Source organism: Proteus sp. PR00224 (assembly GCF_016238105.1).
Taxonomy (GTDB): Bacteria; Pseudomonadota; Gammaproteobacteria; order Enterobacterales; family Enterobacteriaceae; genus Proteus.
Genome location: NZ_JAEHQU010000002.1, coordinates 164,008 through 181,296, shown reverse-complemented (window position 1 = coordinate 181,296; position 17,289 = coordinate 164,008). Strand labels below are relative to the sequence as shown.

The 17,289-nt window shown below is 38.7% G+C and carries 13 protein-coding genes and 9 tRNA genes; 14 read left to right on the top strand and 8 right to left on the bottom strand.

Annotated elements, in window-relative coordinates; all coding sequences use genetic code 11:
* Positions 1-31 precede the first annotated feature (31 nt).
* Positions 32-1,120, top strand: coding sequence for a sulfate/thiosulfate ABC transporter ATP-binding protein CysA (gene cysA / locus JEP71_RS04230; RefSeq protein WP_198619739.1), 1,089 nt, complete (start codon positions 32-34; stop codon positions 1,118-1,120).
* Positions 1,121-1,293: 173 nt separating this feature from the next.
* Positions 1,294-2,178: a cysteine synthase CysM gene (gene cysM, locus JEP71_RS04225; RefSeq protein ID WP_198625812.1), complete on the top strand. Its 885-nt coding sequence runs from the start codon at positions 1,294-1,296 to the stop codon at positions 2,176-2,178.
* A 222-nt stretch (positions 2,179-2,400) separates the two neighbouring features.
* On the opposite strand, the gene crr is transcribed toward cysM, so the two are convergent.
* The 4 genes from crr to cysK all read right to left on the bottom strand — a co-directional run bounded on the left by crr (position 2,401) and on the right by cysK (position 6,366).
* Positions 2,401-2,910 (bottom strand): PTS glucose transporter subunit IIA, encoded by a 510-nt coding sequence (crr, locus tag JEP71_RS04220; RefSeq protein ID WP_036935451.1) that lies wholly within the window; start codon positions 2,908-2,910, stop codon positions 2,401-2,403.
* Between the two features lie 49 nt (positions 2,911-2,959).
* The gene (ptsI, locus tag JEP71_RS04215) at positions 2,960-4,687 is read right to left on the bottom strand and encodes a phosphoenolpyruvate-protein phosphotransferase PtsI (RefSeq protein WP_198625811.1); all 1,728 of its coding nucleotides are present in this window, start codon (positions 4,685-4,687) and stop codon (positions 2,960-2,962) included.
* A 137-nt stretch (positions 4,688-4,824) separates the two neighbouring features.
* Entirely contained in the window at positions 4,825-5,082 is a 258-nt protein-coding gene (ptsH, locus tag JEP71_RS04210) for a phosphocarrier protein Hpr (RefSeq protein ID WP_006533407.1), read from the bottom strand.
* A 330-nt stretch (positions 5,083-5,412) separates the two neighbouring features.
* The gene (gene cysK, locus JEP71_RS04205) at positions 5,413-6,366 is read right to left on the bottom strand and encodes a cysteine synthase A (protein ID WP_109370945.1); all 954 of its coding nucleotides are present in this window, start codon (positions 6,364-6,366) and stop codon (positions 5,413-5,415) included.
* Positions 6,367-6,601: 235 nt separating this feature from the next.
* Between cysK and JEP71_RS04200 the strand changes: the two genes are divergently transcribed.
* Positions 6,602-7,132: a hypothetical protein gene (locus JEP71_RS04200; RefSeq protein ID WP_232797507.1), complete on the top strand. Its 531-nt coding sequence runs from the start codon at positions 6,602-6,604 to the stop codon at positions 7,130-7,132.
* Positions 7,133-7,249: 117 nt separating this feature from the next.
* On the opposite strand, the gene cysZ is transcribed toward JEP71_RS04200, so the two are convergent.
* Entirely contained in the window at positions 7,250-8,020 is a 771-nt protein-coding gene (gene cysZ, locus JEP71_RS04195) for a sulfate transporter CysZ (RefSeq protein ID WP_198619742.1), read from the bottom strand.
* Positions 8,021-8,246: 226 nt separating this feature from the next.
* On the opposite strand from cysZ, the gene zipA reads away from it, so the two are divergent.
* The 4 genes from zipA to JEP71_RS04175 all read left to right on the top strand — a co-directional run bounded on the left by zipA (position 8,247) and on the right by JEP71_RS04175 (position 13,153).
* Positions 8,247-9,272 (top strand): cell division protein ZipA, encoded by a 1,026-nt coding sequence (gene zipA / locus JEP71_RS04190; RefSeq protein WP_409281909.1) that lies wholly within the window; start codon positions 8,247-8,249, stop codon positions 9,270-9,272.
* Between the two features lie 58 nt (positions 9,273-9,330).
* Entirely contained in the window at positions 9,331-11,358 is a 2,028-nt protein-coding gene (gene ligA / locus JEP71_RS04185) for an NAD-dependent DNA ligase LigA (RefSeq protein WP_198625810.1), read from the top strand.
* 228 nt (positions 11,359-11,586) lie between these two features.
* On the top strand, positions 11,587-12,771 hold the full coding sequence (locus tag JEP71_RS04180; protein WP_099073755.1) for a NupC/NupG family nucleoside CNT transporter: 1,185 nt from the start codon (positions 11,587-11,589) through the stop codon (positions 12,769-12,771).
* Positions 12,772-12,937: 166 nt separating this feature from the next.
* Positions 12,938-13,153 carry a DUF3820 family protein gene (locus tag JEP71_RS04175; RefSeq protein ID WP_023581656.1) on the top strand — a complete coding sequence of 72 codons (216 nt, stop codon included), beginning with the start codon at positions 12,938-12,940 and terminating at the stop codon, positions 13,151-13,153.
* 261 nt (positions 13,154-13,414) lie between these two features.
* Here JEP71_RS04175 and JEP71_RS04170 read toward each other — a convergent pair.
* The 3 genes from JEP71_RS04170 to gltX all read right to left on the bottom strand — a co-directional run bounded on the left by JEP71_RS04170 (position 13,415) and on the right by gltX (position 15,169).
* Positions 13,415-13,490, bottom strand: a tRNA-Ala gene (locus JEP71_RS04170).
* Positions 13,491-13,517: 27 nt separating this feature from the next.
* Positions 13,518-13,593: transfer RNA gene (locus tag JEP71_RS04165), tRNA-Ala, on the bottom strand.
* Between the two features lie 157 nt (positions 13,594-13,750).
* Positions 13,751-15,169, bottom strand: coding sequence for a glutamate--tRNA ligase (gene gltX, locus JEP71_RS04160; RefSeq protein ID WP_109370941.1), 1,419 nt, complete (start codon positions 15,167-15,169; stop codon positions 13,751-13,753).
* 321 nt (positions 15,170-15,490) lie between these two features.
* Between gltX and JEP71_RS04155 the strand changes: the two genes are divergently transcribed.
* From JEP71_RS04155 to JEP71_RS04125, 7 genes are all read left to right on the top strand, one after another.
* Positions 15,491-15,566 (top strand) — tRNA-Val (locus JEP71_RS04155).
* 40 nt (positions 15,567-15,606) lie between these two features.
* Positions 15,607-15,682 (top strand) — tRNA-Val (locus JEP71_RS04150).
* A 43-nt stretch (positions 15,683-15,725) separates the two neighbouring features.
* Positions 15,726-15,801: transfer RNA gene (locus JEP71_RS04145), tRNA-Val, on the top strand.
* A gap of 41 nt (positions 15,802-15,842) precedes the next feature.
* Positions 15,843-15,918, top strand: a tRNA-Lys gene (locus JEP71_RS04140).
* A 38-nt stretch (positions 15,919-15,956) separates the two neighbouring features.
* Positions 15,957-16,032, top strand: a tRNA-Lys gene (locus tag JEP71_RS04135).
* Positions 16,033-16,072: 40 nt separating this feature from the next.
* A tRNA-Lys gene (locus JEP71_RS04130) sits at positions 16,073-16,148 on the top strand.
* Between the two features lie 14 nt (positions 16,149-16,162).
* Positions 16,163-16,238 (top strand) — tRNA-Val (locus JEP71_RS04125).
* Positions 16,239-17,289: the final 1,051 nt, after the last annotated feature.

Below are 17,289 nucleotides of genomic sequence, written 5' to 3'. Positions count from 1 at the left end.
ATCATTATTTACACAAAAGTAGAGGCAAAATATGAGTATTGAAATTAATAGTGTCACAAAATATTTTGATCGCACTGAAGTGTTGCATGATGTCAGTCTTGATGTGGCTTCAGGTGAAATGGTGGCGCTGTTAGGGCCTTCAGGATCGGGGAAAACGACACTTTTACGTATTATTGCAGGTCTTGAACATCAAACCCAAGGAAGTATTCGTTTCGAAGGGCAGGATGTTAGCCGATTACATGCGAGAGATCGCAAAGTCGGTTTTGTTTTTCAGCATTATGCATTGTTTCGTCATATGACCGTATTTGAGAATATCGCTTTTGGTTTAACCGTATTGCCCCGTCGTGAGCGCCCTAGCAAAGACGCAATTCATAAAAAAGTTGAGCAGTTATTAGAGATGATCCAATTGCCTCATTTAGCTCAACGTTATCCTGCACAATTGTCAGGCGGACAGAAACAGCGTGTAGCCTTAGCAAGAGCATTGGCCGTTGAACCTCAAATTTTGTTATTAGATGAGCCTTTTGGTGCTTTAGATGCCAAGGTGAGAACCGAATTACGCCGTTGGTTACGTGAATTGCATGAAGAGCTTAAATTTACCAGTGTCTTCGTCACTCATGATCAACAAGAAGCGATGGAAGTAGCTGATCGCATTGTGATTATGGGAAATGGCAAAATAGAGCAAGTAGGAACACCACAAGAAGTGTGGCAATCACCAAAAAGTCGCTTTGTTTTAGAATTTTTAGGTGATGTGAACCACCTAAAAGGTGAAATTAATGGCGCTCAATTACAGATCGGGGGATATCACTTGCCATTATCTGTGACACCGCTTTATCAAGGTTCGGTAGATGTGTTCTTACGTCCGTGGGAAATTGCATTAAGTGCACATGCCAATAGTGTTTGCAGATTACCCGTTAAGGTTATTGAGGTATCACCCAAAGGGCATTATTGGCAGTTAATTTTACAGCCATTAGGATGGAGTGAAACACCTATTACTGCAATTTGGAATGATATTTCTTCGGCGCCAGCAAAAGGAAATACCTATTATATGGGAGGTGCTCAAGCCCGTTTATATACGGGAGATACTCCCTTAAATACAGTATCGTTAGCTTATACCGCTTAATTTTATTAATAGCATAGCCTTTTATTATTTCTCACCCATGCTTATTTTTAGCGTGGGTGTTTTGGTTTTTACGAAAGTGTAGAGACTTATCGAATTACGTTAATGTTATTGCGTTAATAAGTTAAATGTGATTTCTTCATTAATACAGACAAACAAATGAGCAGGGACTTATTGTGGCAGGGTTAGAACAATTTATTGGTAATACACCATTAGTAAAACTACAACGACTTACACAAGAGGTAGACGCTGAAATCTGGGTTAAGCTTGAAGGTAATAATCCCGCAGGTTCAGTAAAAGACAGAGCTGCATTATCGATGATTGAACAAGCGGAATTACGCGGTGAAATAAAGCCGGGTGATACGTTGATTGAAGCAACCAGTGGTAATACGGGGATTGCCTTAGCGATGATTGCGGCGGTAAAAGGTTACCGTTTAAAGCTGCTAATGCCTGAGAATATGAGTAAAGAGCGTCAAGCATCAATGCAAGCTTATGGCGCAGAATTGATTTTAGTGAGTCGTGAAATCGGTATGGAAGGTGCGCGAGATCTCGCACAACAAATGGAACAACAGGGCGAAGGTAAGGTATTAGACCAATTTAATAACCCCGATAATCCAAGAGCACATTTTATGTCAACAGGCCCTGAAATTTGGCAACAAACACAAGGTCGTATTACGCATTTTGTTTCGAGTATGGGAACAACGGGTACAATCACAGGTGTGGGAAGTTACTTAAAAACACAATCTAATAGTGTGCAAGTGATAGGCCTTCAGCCTGAAGAAAAAAGCCAAATTCCAGGTATTCGTCGTTGGTCACCAGCTTACTTGCCGGGTATCTTTAAAAAAGAGCTGGTGGATAGTGTGATAGATATGTCTCAAATCGAAGCAGAAGAGACGATGCGCCAGTTAGCTAGCCAAGAGGGTATCTTCTGTGGCGTAAGTTCTGGAGGGGCTGTTGCTGGCGCTCTGCGCGTTGCAAAAGAGAATCCTGGTGCGGTGATTGTTGCGATTGTGTGTGATAGGGGTGATCGTTATTTATCTACGGGCGTTTTCTCGTCATAATTCAAGTTGTAGCGTTGTTGACTGCGTTCACTCACCCTAGCCACATACTAATGTATGCTCCTAGGGACTTATTCACTTGTCGCCTAGCTACACCTTGAATTATTTAGAGTAAGAACATCGTCGAATGAGTTAGAGTAGTTTTTAGTTTTTAGTTTGTGTTTTTTAAATATAAAAAACCGCCACATTATTGGTGGCGGTTTAAATAGAGAACATCACAGAAGATTATTTTTTAATCTGAATAATAACGGTTTCACCAACAGTAACTGGGCCTGTCATTTTGGTTAAACCTTGAATTTCATCCATATTAGAGATAACAACCGGAGTTAGAACTGATTTTGCTTTTTCTTCTAATACAGCTAAGTCAAATTCTAAAATCGTATCACCTACTTTTACTTGCTGACCTTCTTCAGCGATACGTTTAAACCCTTCACCTTTCAGTTCAACAGTGTCGATACCGAAGTGGACAAACAACTCGATACCGTTGTCAGACTCAATAGAGAAAGCATGGTTAGTCTCGAAAATTTTACCGATAGTACCATCGACTGGCGCAACAATTTTATTACCAGCAGGTTTGATAGCAATACCGTCACCTACGATTTTTTCAGCGAAAACAACATCAGGAACATCTTCGATATTGACGATTTCACCAGAAAGTGGTGCAACAATATCAATCGTGCCACTGCCTTTCTTTTCCTCTGAAACCAGTGATTTTAATTTATCAAACAGACCCATGAATCTTCTCCTAATTATTGTAGTTGGGACCGGGCTCTGGCTAATGCGATTAGCATAGTGTCTTTTCTTTAGTAAAAGTTTCTACTAAGTCCATCAATTCTTTTGCAGTTGGCTGAGCAAGTGCTTGCTCTGCTAGTGCTCTTGCATCATCGTAATTCGCATTACGGATCACTTTTTTGATGCGAGGAATTGAAATCGCACTCATACTAAACTCATCTAATCCCATGCCGAGAAGGAGCAATGTTGCTCGTTCATCTCCAGCAAGTTCACCACACATTCCAGTCCATTTACCTTCAGCATGTGATGCATCAATCACCTGTTTTATCAGGTTGAGTACTGCAGGTGACATTGGATTATATAGATGAGATATCAGCTCATTTCCACGGTCTACAGCCAGAGTATATTGTGTTAGATCGTTAGTCCCAATACTAAAAAAGTCAACTTCTTTTGCCATATGACGAGCCATCACTGCTGCGGCTGGGGTTTCTACCATCACACCGACTTCAATAGATTCATCAAAAGCTTTCTTTTCTTCACGAAGCTGGCTTTTCAGTATTTCAAGTTCTGCTTTCAATGCACGGATCTCTTCAACAGAGATAATCATTGGAAACATAATGCGTAGTTTACCAAAAGCAGATGCTCTTAAGATAGCACGTAATTGTGGATGAAGGATCTCTTTACGGTCAAGACAAATACGAATTGCACGCCAGCCTAAGAATGGGTTCTCTTCTTTTGGTAGGTTCATGTAAGGTAAGTCTTTATCGCCACCAATATCCATAGTACGAATAATGACCGCTGGGCTTCCTACAGCTTCAGCTACCGCTTTATAGGCTTGGAATTGCTCATCTTCTGTTGGTAAAGAGTCTCTATCCATAAATAAGAACTCTGTACGATACAGACCAACACCTTCAGCACCGTTACGTTCAGCACCAGCAACATCTCGAACTGTACCAATATTAGCGCAAACTTCGACTTGATGCCCATCAAGTGTAATAGCAGGTAAGTCTTTGAGTTTTGCTAATTCTTCTTTTTCGTGTAGATACTCTTCTTTGATAGCTTTTGATGCTTCGAGTTCCTCATCTGATGGATTAATAATGATTTTGTTATTAATCGCATCAAGAACAAGATAATCGTCTTTTTTAATTGTTTGTGTCGCATTAGATGTTCCCACGATAGCTGGAATTTCTAATGAACGAGCCATGATAGATGTGTGAGATGTTCTGCCACCTAAGTCAGTGATAAAACCTAATACGTTGTCTAAGCTTAATTGCGCAGTTTCAGAAGGGGTAAGGTCAGTTGCAACTAAAATAACTTTTTCTGAGATAGCACTTAAATCGATAATTGGCATCTCTAAGATATTGCGCATTAAGCGTTTTCCAATATCACGAACGTCAGCTGCACGTTCTTTTAGATATTCGTCATCTAACGCTTCTAATGCGGTTGCTTGATCTTCAATAACAGATTGAACCGCAGCTTCAGCGGTTTTTTTGTCACTTTTGATAAGAGTAACAATTTCTTGTTCTAACTCTTCATCTTCTAGCAACATGATATGGCCTTCAAAGATTTCGGCTTTATCCGCACCAAGGTTCTTTTCAGCACGCTCTTTAATAATTTCTAGTTGTTGTGCAGATTTGTTACGACCGTCTTTAAAGCGTTCGATTTGATTTTCAATTTCATCACTTTGGATCTTACGTTGGCTAATGATGATAGGTTCTTCTTTGAGGAGAAGGGTTTGACCAAATGCGATACCGGGTGACGCTAAAATTCCTGAAATCATAATTTATCCTATGACTTGCTGGTGATAATCTTAAAAGAATAGGATTGCAAAATACTGTTGTTTTAAAATCATCATTGAAATTAACTCCCCTGAATGGTTTCAGGGGAATAAATAGTGCGTTAATGCTTAATTGCGAATTACTCTAATTCCGCCATTAATTTTACCAATGCTTCAACAGCTTGTTTTTCATCTTCGCCTTCAGCAGAGATAGTTACAACAGTACCTTGGGTTAAGCCTAAAGTTTGTAATTTGAAAAGGCTCTTAGCGCTGGCAGATTTACCGCTAGAGATAAGCGTGATATCAGAAGAAAATGTTTTGGCTTCTTTTACAAATTGTGCCGCAGGACGAGTATGTAAGCCGTTTGGTGCTGTAATAGTAACTTCTTGCTGGTACATAGGATTTTTTCCTTTTATAACTCAATTGTTCACATTAAGTCAGGACTTAGTAAGTGTAGATGAATTTGTCCTGCTTTGCGTAGCAATATCAGATAATATTAAGCCGTAAAGCGTCATCTGATAAAAATAGTGTTCAGAAAGATAAAAGAGTTCGTTTTGTCATCTCGGTTATTTTCTGATTAATTTCGACCTTCGAAATAATTAATTGATTAAATACTAAACTCGAAGAAATAAATCACCTGTCTGGATAACAAACTTTGATCTCTACCACAAAAAAAGCACCATTGAGGTGCTTTTTTAATAAATATTTTACAATTGAGATGACGCGATTTAGCTGTCAGAAATGTCAGCAAAAAGTGGAGTGCTTAAATAACGTTCACCTGAAGAAGGTAAAATAACCACAATTTCTTTATTTGCAAATTCTGGTTCTTTTGCGAGTTTTACTGCAGCTGCAATAGCTGCACCTGAAGAAATACCCGCAAGAATACCTTCTTTAGTCATCAGTTCACGAGCAGTATCAAAGGCTTCTTCGTTAGTGATTTGAATAACACGATCCAGTAACGATAAATCTAGGTTTTCAGGAATAAAGCCAGCTCCGATACCTTGGATTTTATGTGGACCCGGTTTTATTTCTTCACCTGCGAGAGCTTGAGTTATAACAGGGGAGCCTACTGGTTCAACAGCAACCATTGTTACCGCTTTACCTTGTGTCTTTTTCAAATAGCGACCAATACCCGTAATAGTACCACCAGTGCCGACGCCAGCAATAACAGCACCTACTTCACCATCAGTATCATTCCAGATTTCAGGACCTGTGGTTTTTTCATGAATTTCAGGGTTAGCTGGATTACTAAATTGTTGTAGTAAAAGGTAACGCTTAGGATCGCTATCACGAATTTCATTGGCTTTATCAATGGCACCTTTCATGCCTTTTGCGCCTTCAGTCAGCACTAAATTAGCACCTAATGCTTTGAGTAATTTACGGCGTTCTACACTCATGGTATCTGGCATCGTCAGTGTTAATTTGTAGCCACGAGCTGCTGCAACATAAGCCAGAGCAATCCCAGTATTACCACTGGTAGGTTCTACAAGCTCAACGCCTTCTTTAAGAATGCCTTTTTTTTCTGCATCCCAAATCATGTTGGCACCGATACGGCATTTTACACTGAAGCTTGGGTTACGAGATTCCACTTTAGCCAGAATGTTGCCATTTCCGAAATGTTTTAAGCGAATTAAGGGAGTGTGCCCAATAGTTTGCGAGTTGTCTTCGAAAATCTTGCTCATTTTTATCCTCGGTACATAATTTTTATAAGGTCAGATGAAATTACCATACGCCATCAAGCTAAAGATGGAAATAAGCTTTATGAATATACTTATAACTTTTTTCTCTTTTTATTCCAAAAGGTTCTAATCAAGAGTCAGTGAGACGATTCACAAATTAATAAATCAAGAGATGTACAGTATATTGATGGCTGATAATCTATTTTTAACCACATTTACTGCAAATACAGGGGTCATAATGGAAACCATTGAAGAGTTGATTAGTGCGCTTGAACTCGCCGTACCTGAATTAGATGCGCAAGCTTTGCGTGAAAATTTACCCGAGTCAGATGCTCAAGAAGATGTCCTTAATTGGCTATATGAATCACTCTCAGCTCAAGGATTAATGGACTATGTGGAGTGGACAGAATATTTCGGTGATATTCCTGATCTAAAATCGTTAGAGCACATCTCTTTGCCTGAATCACCGAGTGCGTTGATTTTATCTCAAGTTGAAAATATTGACTGGGATGAGGTGAGTGTAGATCCTTATATGTTGCCTTATGAACTACCTTATTTGGAATATATTAACCACTTTTTGACAGAAAAAGGGTTACGATTGGTCGATCTCACACCGTTTGAAAATGCTTATATTCTCTGCATTCGAGATGATGAAGAGATTATTGAAAAACTAGATGGCGCATTAAATATCTTTGAAATGGGTATTAATGAGCGTGAGCCGATGGATAGAGAAGAAACGAAAGATTATATTCGTTCATTAATTGAGTAGTCTGGTTAATAACAAAATAAGCTAAATCACATTTTAGAAAAACCATAAAATAAAACCCCGTCTAAGAAGAATAAAACGGGGTTTTTTTATATTTATCGATATGTCGCTAAATTAGGTTTACCACTGCCCATCTTGCACATGTTGTTTACGATAACGATCGCACCACATTGCTGTTGCACCACAGATCGCAACTGGCATGATGACTAAATTTAGAATAGGGATCATGGTAAAAATATTAATAATCATACCAAATTGAAGATTATTCCATTTATCCTGTTTAAGTGAAGATTTCATCTCTGCAAATGAAATTTTATGGTTATCAAATGGAAAGTCATTATATTGAATTGCCATCATCCAAGCACCAAAAGCAAACCATAAAACAGGCGCAACGGTTTGTCCGATAGCAGGAATAAAATAGAGCAATAACAAAACAATAGCGCGAGGTAAATAATAAGCTATTTTAGTTAACTCACGCTTTAAAATACGTGGAACATCTTTCAATATACCTGCAACACCCGTATCTGGTGGGGCAATGCCAGTTATTTGACCTTCTAATTTTTCAGCCAATAATCCATTAAACGGAGAAGCAATAATGTTGGCTAAGGTGCTAAAGAAATAAGTGAACACTAATAAGATAAAAATAACGGATAATGGCCAGATCAAATAACTCAACCACTGTAACCAATCAGGAATTTTTTCCATCATCCAATTGACCATGCCATCAATTTGACCATATAACCACCAAAAAGCGCTTCCGAGAATAATAATGTTGGCAAGTAAGGGTAAGATAACAAAACGCTTCAGCCCTTTGCGTGTAATTAAACGCCAACCAAGAGCAAAATAATGAAATCCATTTAAATTTTTATTCGTTTCTGTCAAATTTGTCATACTTCCTATTCTCTCCAATGAGGGCAAGCTAGTATCATATAGGGAGATAATCAGCCTTACTAGTCATGAATTGTCTAAAAAACGCACATAAGAGATTGAAGTGTGTATCTTTGTGACAAGAAAATTAAGTATTGGCTTGCACTTATGAGCATTGGCAAATACTCTTAGTAAAAAGTAATATTTGCCAACGTGGCTATTAAACCTCAAGACAACAGAGATAGAAATGATGCAGCAAAATTTGCGTCTGATATTAATCGTTGTTGGTGCGATTTTAATCATAGCTTTGTTATTACACGGCTTATGGATTGGTCGAAAAGAGCGTTCTAAGCTTTTCCGTAATCGCCCAGTAAAACGTCAGAAACAGAATTATCAGTCAGATGAGAACGATGACGAACCACAATATGCTGAGGTTAGTCATCAGACATCAACTTTATCCTCTACTGAAAAGCGGGAGAGTGAGCCACCGATAAAATCGGAGCCTCTACATGAACCTGAAATTTCAGTGGTAGATAGAGATCCATTAATGTCTGAAAACCAAACAAAAGGGAATTCTCACGACACTTCATTACAGCAAGAGCCAAGCCTTGGTGTTTTTGATGTTATTGAAAATGAGCCTGTACCGATTGTTAGGGATGAGCCAAAACAAGCTCCTGTGGTTAATGTTGCGAGTGAAATAAAATCACACGTTAATACAGTAAGCCCATCAGCGAGTTTTGAGCCTTCAATTTCAGAGACAACGGCTCATGTGACTCCTGTTGAAACTGAGGCTTCGCATCATGCTCCGGCTGAAGAGCCAAAAGTTGAATCTGCTCCGCAAGCAACAGAAGCAGAGAAAGAGCTGGTTATTGTTCTAAACGTAAGTGCACATCATGGTCAAATGCTGGATGGTGAAGTGTTGATGCAAAGTATCATTCAAGCTGGATTCCAGTTTGGCGAAATGAATATTTTCCATCGTCATCTCAACCCAACAGCCAATGGGCCTGTGTTGTTTAGTTTAGCGAATATGGTGAAACCAGGAACATTTAACATTGATACGATGGCTGAATTAACGACACCAGGTGTATCGATGTTTATGATGGTGCCATCTTATGGTGATGCTAATCAAAACTTTAAATTGATGTTACTTACGGCTCAACGAATAGCATCTGATGTAGGTGGTGTTGTGCTGGATGATGAACGCAAACTCTTAACGCCACAAAAAATCGAGCTTTATAAATCTAGAATTCGCAGGACGCTGGATTTAAATCAATAGCTTTATATCTGTAAAAAAAGCCCCCGCTTGCGGGGGTTTTTCTTCTTTGGTGATAATCATGAATAAAAACACTCAACAAAAAATTGATAAACTTCGCGTTACTCTACGTCACCATGAATATCTCTATCATGTCATGGACGCACCTGAAATACCTGATGCTGAATACGATCGCTTAATGAATGAGCTAAAAGCATTAGAAGCTGAACACCCTGAATTAATTACCTCTGATTCGCCTACACAGCGAGTTGGTGCTTTACCCCTAACGGCATTTGAGCAAGTGAGACATGAAATTCCGATGCTCTCCTTAGATAATGCTTTTGATGAAACAAGCTATCTGGCTTTTGATAAGCGTTTACGTGATCGTTTAAAAAATAGTGAAGAGATCACTTTCTGTTGTGAATTAAAATTAGATGGATTGGCAGTGAGTTTACTTTATGAAAATGGAGTATTAGTACAAGCTGCAACGCGTGGTGATGGCACAACAGGGGAAAATATCACTGAGAATGTGAGAACAATCAAAGCTATTCCACTGCGTTTATATGGTGAAGATATTCCTGCTCGTATTGAAATTCGTGGCGAAGTCTTTATGAATGAAAAAGGCTTTGAATATTTAAACGAAGAAGCGCGCCGCACAGGCGGAAAAGTTTTTGCTAATCCTCGCAATGCCGCAGCTGGTTCATTAAGACAGCTTGATCCTCGTATTACAGCAAAACGTCCATTAACCTTTTTCTGTTATGGTGTCGGTGTACTTGAAGGTGGCGAATTACCTACAAGTCACTATGAGCGCCTACAACAATTTAAAAAGTGGGGATTGCCTGTTAGCGATGCTGTAAAACTTTGCACTGGTAGCAAAGCAGTACTTGATTTTTATCACCATGTAGAAGAAGTTCGCCCCAATTTAGGTTTTGATATTGATGGGGTTGTTATCAAGGTTGATGATATTGCATTGCAAGAGGAACTGGGTTTCGTATCAAGAGCACCACGTTGGGCTATTGCTTATAAATTCCAAGCTCAAGAGCAAATGACGATTATCAAAGATGTCGAATTCCAAGTAGGGCGCACTGGAGCGATTACACCTGTTGCGCGTTTAGAACCTGTTCAAGTTGCAGGTGTTGTTGTGAGTAATGCAACGTTACACAATGCTGATGAAATTGAACGCTTAGGAATACGCATTGGCGATACGGTCGTTATTCGTCGAGCTGGTGATGTTATTCCTCAGGTTGTCAGTGTGATTGAAGAAAAGCGCCCTGATGATGCTAAAGAAATTGTCTTTCCGACACATTGTCCTATTTGTGATTCTGATATTGAGCGCATTGAAGGCGAAGCGGTTGCTCGTTGTACTGGTGGCTTAATTTGTGGAGCGCAACGTAAAGAAGCACTTAAACATTTTGTTTCACGTCGAGCTATGGATGTCGATGGAATGGGCGATAAAATTATCGACCAACTGGTTGAGAAAGAATATGTCAAAACACCAGCAGATCTCTTCCGTTTAGATGAAAAAATTCTATCTGGTTTAGAGAGAATGGGTGAAAAATCAGCTAAAAAATTGATCACTGCTTTAGATAAGGCTAAATCAACGACATTTGCACGTTTTATTTATGCACTTGGTATTCGAGAAGTCGGTGAAGCAACAGCAAGTGGATTGACAACACATTTCTCAACCCTTGATGAATTACGAAATGCAGATGTAGAAGCGCTAAAATTAGTCCCTGATGTGGGTGATGTCGTCGCTAAACATGTCGTTAATTTCTTCCAAGAGGAACACAATAGAACGGTTATAGATCAATTGATCAATGATGCCGGTATTACATGGCAAGCGCCTGTTATTGTGACTCATGAAGCGGGTGATAATCCTTTTGCGGGTAAAACCGTTGTGTTAACTGGGTCACTTGCACAGTTAACGCGTGATGAAGCAAAAGACAGATTAGTGGCGTTAGGCGCAAAAGTAAGTGGAAGTGTTTCTAAAAAAACTGACATGGTCATTGCGGGTGAAGCAGCTGGTTCTAAGTTAGTGAAAGCTAACGAATTAGGGATAACTGTTATCGATGAAGATGAAATGATACGATTACTTGATCAATCGAAATAATCATCCTAATATTTAATAAATGCTACTGGGGAAATCTTCTCAGTGGCATTTTCACTTAAGCTAAATTCACATTTAATGTTTCTTAAGTAACTTTCAAAGTGTGATCAACCTATCTTATTTAATAAATAGTGTGTATGCGGTTTCATGAGATTGTGACAGTAGTCACATCGTAATGTTACGCGTTACATAAAATGCTCTACAAGATTTATTTTTATTTTTGGAGCATGCATGTCCTCTATCATTCACTTCGTTTTAGCACTCGCCGTTATTGGCGCATTAGCATTCGTTGCGAGTAACAACCGCAAAGGGATCCGTCTGCGTTATATCGTGCAGTTATTAGTTATTGAAATCGCATTAGCATGGTTCTTCCTCAACTCTGATGTTGGTGAAGGCTTTGTTCGTGGCTTCGCTGGATTATTTGATCACTTATTAGGCTACGCCGCACAGGGTACTGAGTTTGTATTCGGTGGCATGATGAAAGGTGGTTTAGCATTCTTCTTCTTGAATGTTTTATGTCCAATTATCTTTATTTCTGCATTAATTGGTATTCTTCAACATATCAAAGTATTACCTTTCGTGATCCGCATTATCGGTACTGTGCTTTCTAAAGTGAACGGTATGGGGAAACTGGAATCATTCAACGCGGTGAGCTCACTGGTTCTTGGCCAATCAGAGAACTTTATTGCCTATAAAGATGTATTAGGCAAAATGTCTCAGCGTCGTATGTACACTATGGCTGCAACAGCAATGTCGACAGTATCTATGTCAATTGTTGGTGCATACATGACAATGTTAGATCCAAAATACGTTGTTGCTGCTCTGGTACTGAATATGTTCAGTACATTTATCGTTCTTTCTGTGATTAACCCATATTCTGTTGAAAATGAAGAAGATATTCAAATGGGTAGTCTGCATGAAGGCCAAAGCTTCTTTGAGATGTTAGGTGAATACATCTTAGCGGGTTTCAAAGTTGCATTAATCGTTGCTGCAATGTTGATTGGTTTCATTGCATTAATCGCTGCTGTGAATGCGATTTTCAGCATGATTTTTGGTATCAGCTTCCAAGATTGTTTAGGTTACGTTTTCTATCCATTAGCATGGGTAATTGGTGTGCCAGAACAAGATGCATTACGTGTTGGTAGTGTGATGGCAACAAAATTAGTGTCTAATGAATTCGTTGCAATGGGTAGCTTACAAGATATCGCTTCTGAGTTAACACCACGCTCTGTGGGGATCTTATCTGTATTCTTAGTCTCATTTGCTAACTTCTCTTCAATCGGGATTGTAGCAGGTGCGATTAAAGGTCTGAATGAAGTACAAGGTAACGTTGTTTCTCGTTTCGGTCTGAAATTACTGTTCGGCTCTACATTAGTAAGCTTCTTATCAGCCGCTATCGCAGGTCTGTTTGTTTAATCTCTGAAGATAAAACAGATAGCATGTGAATAAAATAACAATGTAAACAGCGTCACTTGTTAATCAAGTAACAGAAAATAAAGCAGTACCTTTGGGTACTGCTTTTTTTATCTTTAAATTGCCCTATAATCGGTTCTATTCCTTCAATGACAACGTGGTAGAAAACATGTTAGAGAAACAGCATCTTATCGATATAGCAAACACTCAAATGCCATTTGGTAAGTACAAAGGGCGTATGTTGGTTGATTTACCTGAAGAATATTTATTGTGGTTTGCAAAGAAAGGCGAGTTTCCTGAAGGTAAGCTTGGTCAACTTATGGAGATGACCTTAGCAATTAAAATTGAAGGTCTAGAAGGGTTATTAAAGCCATTAAAGCGGTGATGCTAATTATTGTTTATACCTGATTTTTCAGGTGGTAATGCATTAATAATTTTTTGGCTTAATTCAATAAATAATGACAATACATTTTCTAATTCACTCTTTTTCATAAATATGCCATCTCATGAATTATGTTAACTAAAGTTAATATTATCAGGCCATTCATTTTTTATGGCTTGAATATGGGCTTACCCGCAATATTAAAAAGTAGAGGGAGTAGAAAACAAAAAATCCCGAAGATTTCTCTTCAGGATCTTAAAATTCTGGTGGAGCTAAACGGGATCGAACCGTTGACCTCTTGCATGCCATGCAAGCGCTCTCCCAACTGAGCTATAACCCCACATATTAGATTGTTCTAGAAGTATATTGGTGGAGCTAAGCGGGATCGAACCGCTGACCTCTTGCATGCCATGCAAGCGCTCTCCCAACTGAGCTATAGCCCCAACATACTGGAACGGGCTTGATAATAGGCAACAAGCACAATACTGTCAATCAGTTAATCTCACATTATTTATTGATTGCTGAAAAAGAGTACAAAAAAAAGATACATTCCCCATTTTAGGAATGTATCTTTCTTAATAAGCAAGATTAACGTGGCAATTAAGCTTGGTTTTCTCTTTCAGTAATAAAGTCTAATGCTTTATTAATACGTGCAATGCTACGCGTTTTACCAATAGCGTGAACGGTAACATCTAAGCCAGGAGATTGACCTGCACCTGTTACAGCAACTCGTAATGGCATGCCCACTTTACCCATACCCACTTCTAATTCATCAGCAGTATCTTGAATGGCTTGGTGAACATTTTCAGCCGTCCACTCTGTAATTGCTGATAACTTATCACGAACAACTTCTAATGGTTGACGAGCTACTGGGCGTAAATGTTTTTTCGCGGCAGCTTCTTCAAAGGTTTCGAAATCAACATAGAAGTAATGGCAACTTTCAGCCATCTCTTTTAATGTTTTGCAACGTTCGCCTAATAATTTGATCAGTTCAACCAATGATGGACCATTACTGGTATCAATATTTTGTTGTTTGATATGCCAATCTAAATGAACTGCAACTTTCTCTGCTGGCAGTGTATTGATGTAATGATGGTTTAACCAAAGTAATTTATCAGTATTAAATGCACTTGCTGATTTACTGATAGCTTCTAAAGTGAAGTGTTCAATCATTTCATCAATAGTAAAGATCTCTTGGTCACCGTGGGACCAGCCTAAACGTACTAAGTAGTTTAATAGTGCTTCTGGTAAATAGCCGTCATCACGATATTGCATTACGCTGACTGCGTTATAACGTTTAGATAGTTTTTTACCATCGTCACCTAAAATCATTGATACGTGAGCATATTCAGGTACAGGCGCACCTAATGCTTTGAGAATATTGATTTGGCGAGGTGTGTTATTGATATGATCTTCACCACGAATGACGTGAGTGATTTCCATATCCCAGTCATCAATAACAACACAGAAGTTATAAGTTGGAGAGCCATCAGTACGGCGAATAATCAGATCGTCAAGCTCTTGGTTACTAAATTCAATCGGGCCACGAATTTTGTCATCAAAAATAACAGAACCTTCTTGTGGGTTTAAGAAACGCACAACATGAGGCTCATCAGCGCTGTGATTATGGTTACCGCCACGGCAACAACCATCGTAACGAGGTTTTTCACCTTTCGCCATTTGATCTTCGCGTAGTTGTTCTAAACGCTCTTTAGAACAATAGCAACGGTATGCAGTACCCGCAGATAACATTTGATCAATCACTTGGTTATAGCGATCGAAGCGTTTAGTCTGATAATAAGGACCTTCATCCCAATTCAGATTTAACCAATTCATACCGTCCATGATTGCATCGATGGCTGGCTGTGTAGAGCGTTCTAAGTCGGTGTCTTCTATACGCAGTACAAATTCGCCCTTATTGTGACGGCTATATAACCAGGAATAAAGTGCGGTACGCGCACCACCAACATGTAGATAGCCAGTAGGACTTGGTGCAAAACGGGTTTTTATTTTACTCATTGGGATTGCCTTTGTACGTCTTACTTATATATAGATAAGTAATCGTGATTATCAAAAAAACGAAATGGTTGCCTTATTTTATCACTGGATGCTAATTCCTCAATGGCATTAAGCTTTTAACAGAGATAAATTTTTCAAATTGATGATTTTTTGTTTGACGAAGAGTATCCGTAGGATTACTTTGGTTAATTGCTGTGTCACTTATGGTGCTAAAAAAAGCATCTTGACTAAAAATAAAACGAACGATCATTTTCACGATAAAAAACTGATAAAAATCGTTGACTCATAGCGCAGTATCCCTATAATGCACCCCATCACGACGGGCGGTTAGCTCAGTTGGTAGAGCATCTCCCTTACAAGGAGGAGGTCGTTGGTTCGAGCCCAATACCGCCCACCATTATTTTTCGTTGTGATAAGTTGTATGATTTAGTGTAATTGGGCGGTTAGCTCAGTTGGTAGAGCATCTCCCTTACAAGGAGGAGGTCGTTGGTTCGAGCCCAATACCGCCCACCAATTACATTAAAGCGTGGTAGTGAGAATTTAGTCATCATGAAGTGGGCGGTTAGCTCAGTTGGTAGAGCATCTCCCTTACAAGGAGGAGGTCGTTGGTTCGAGCCCAATACCGCCCACCACTTCATCCGGTTATTTCGCGCAATATCACACAGTTAGGTATGGGTCGTTAGCTCAGTCGGTAGAGCAGTTGACTTTTAATCAATTGGTCGGGCGTTCGAATCGCCCACGACCCACCATTCCTAAAAATACAACATAAAGTAGTGAACATTGTGACGGGTCGTTAGCTCAGTCGGTAGAGCAGTTGACTTTTAATCAATTGGTCGGGCGTTCGAATCGCCCACGACCCACCATTCACAAAGCTACTTACAGATTTACGCAAAATTATTAAATGGGTCGTTAGCTCAGTCGGTAGAGCAGTTGACTTTTAATCAATTGGTCGGGCGTTCGAATCGCCCACGACCCACCATTTAATAATAAAGCGGGCGGTTAGCTCAGTTGGTAGAGCATCTCCCTTACAAGGAGGAGGTCGTTGGTTCGAGCCCAATACCGCCCACCACTTCTTTATTCCTGCGTTATAATTTCTTCTTTGTTCTCCCTAGTACTTCTCAAAAACAAGCAACAATAGTTATTTTGTTTTTAATACCTGTGTTATTGCCGTTTAGTTGCATTCTTTTAAGCCTTAATTGTTTTTTCTATATCTGTTGTTTTATCATCTTGCTCATACATGCCCCGTTCATGACCGCATATCCTTACTCACATGCTTTCCTAATCCTTGTATTGGCATATACCCTATACCCAAGGCAATACTTAGCGGCTTATTTTGTTCCTTTGGTGCTATTCGTTTCTAAGGCTGTTTTAACTTGCTATTGCATTGTGTTTTCTGTGAAAAGTGATCATTAGTCGGTTTCTTTATTACGCTTTTTTACATTCTGTTGTGTTTTTATCATTTAAAGTGGAGGCGCTTAAAAAGAAAATCACTCTCTTCTATTGTTAAGTTAATCATTTGGGATGAGGGGGCTCAGTAGAAAGTATGTATTTATTTTTGAGTGGAGCTCAAATATTGAGCCGAAAATATTAAAAAAATTACTCTAACTGAAAAAGAAAGATCTACTCTCTTTAGGCGTAGAAATAGGCATTTTCAGTTTATTAATAAAATTAAATAACCTCAGAGACACGGTTATAAATTATTTGAGCACTTTTTATGAGCAATATCTCTCATAAAATGAGTAAGTTAAAACATTTTAAATCAGCATTGAAAAATATGTGGCACGCATTTTTTAAGAAAAAATTCAGAAGATTAAAAGATAAAAATAGGGCTTTATAGTTAATACTTCTTACTTTTTATAAACTATAGGATAGCGCTAACAAGAAGAAAGATAAAATATAATGATGTTTTATCTTCTTTATTCTTCTTTTTTAAAGATATGATAGAACGGAATATCTTATTTAACTCCATGATTTAAAATAAATTAATCTTAAAATTTGATATTTATCAATTTTTTTCATCATAATGAACTGGATAGTAAATGATATAAAGCAAAAAACACTTGTTTCATCATTAAGTGATTTGTCCTGAAGTGGTTAATTTCATTTTTTACGAAAAATGG

Excerpts from the sequence above, each read along its gene's own strand:
- crr (WP_036935451.1), bottom strand. The coding sequence starts at position 2,910 with ATGGGTCTGTTTGATAAATTAAAATCACTGGTTTCAGAGGAAAAGAAA.
- zipA (WP_409281909.1), top strand. The coding sequence starts at position 8,247 with ATGCAGCAAAATTTGCGTCTGATATTAATCGTTGTTGGTGCGATTTTA.
- JEP71_RS04200 (WP_232797507.1), top strand. The coding sequence starts at position 6,602 with ATGGAAACCATTGAAGAGTTGATTAGTGCGCTTGAACTCGCCGTACCT.
- ligA (WP_198625810.1), top strand. The coding sequence starts at position 9,331 with ATGAATAAAAACACTCAACAAAAAATTGATAAACTTCGCGTTACTCTA.
- JEP71_RS04175 (WP_023581656.1), top strand. The coding sequence starts at position 12,938 with ATGTTAGAGAAACAGCATCTTATCGATATAGCAAACACTCAAATGCCA.
- cysZ (WP_198619742.1), bottom strand. The coding sequence starts at position 8,020 with ATGACAAATTTGACAGAAACGAATAAAAATTTAAATGGATTTCATTAT.
- JEP71_RS04180 (WP_099073755.1), top strand. The coding sequence starts at position 11,587 with ATGTCCTCTATCATTCACTTCGTTTTAGCACTCGCCGTTATTGGCGCA.
- cysA (WP_198619739.1), top strand. The coding sequence starts at position 32 with ATGAGTATTGAAATTAATAGTGTCACAAAATATTTTGATCGCACTGAA.
- gltX (WP_109370941.1), bottom strand. The coding sequence starts at position 15,169 with ATGAGTAAAATAAAAACCCGTTTTGCACCAAGTCCTACTGGCTATCTA.
- ptsH (WP_006533407.1), bottom strand. The coding sequence starts at position 5,082 with ATGTACCAGCAAGAAGTTACTATTACAGCACCAAACGGCTTACATACT.
- cysK (WP_109370945.1), bottom strand. The coding sequence starts at position 6,366 with ATGAGCAAGATTTTCGAAGACAACTCGCAAACTATTGGGCACACTCCC.
- ptsI (WP_198625811.1), bottom strand. The coding sequence starts at position 4,687 with ATGATTTCAGGAATTTTAGCGTCACCCGGTATCGCATTTGGTCAAACC.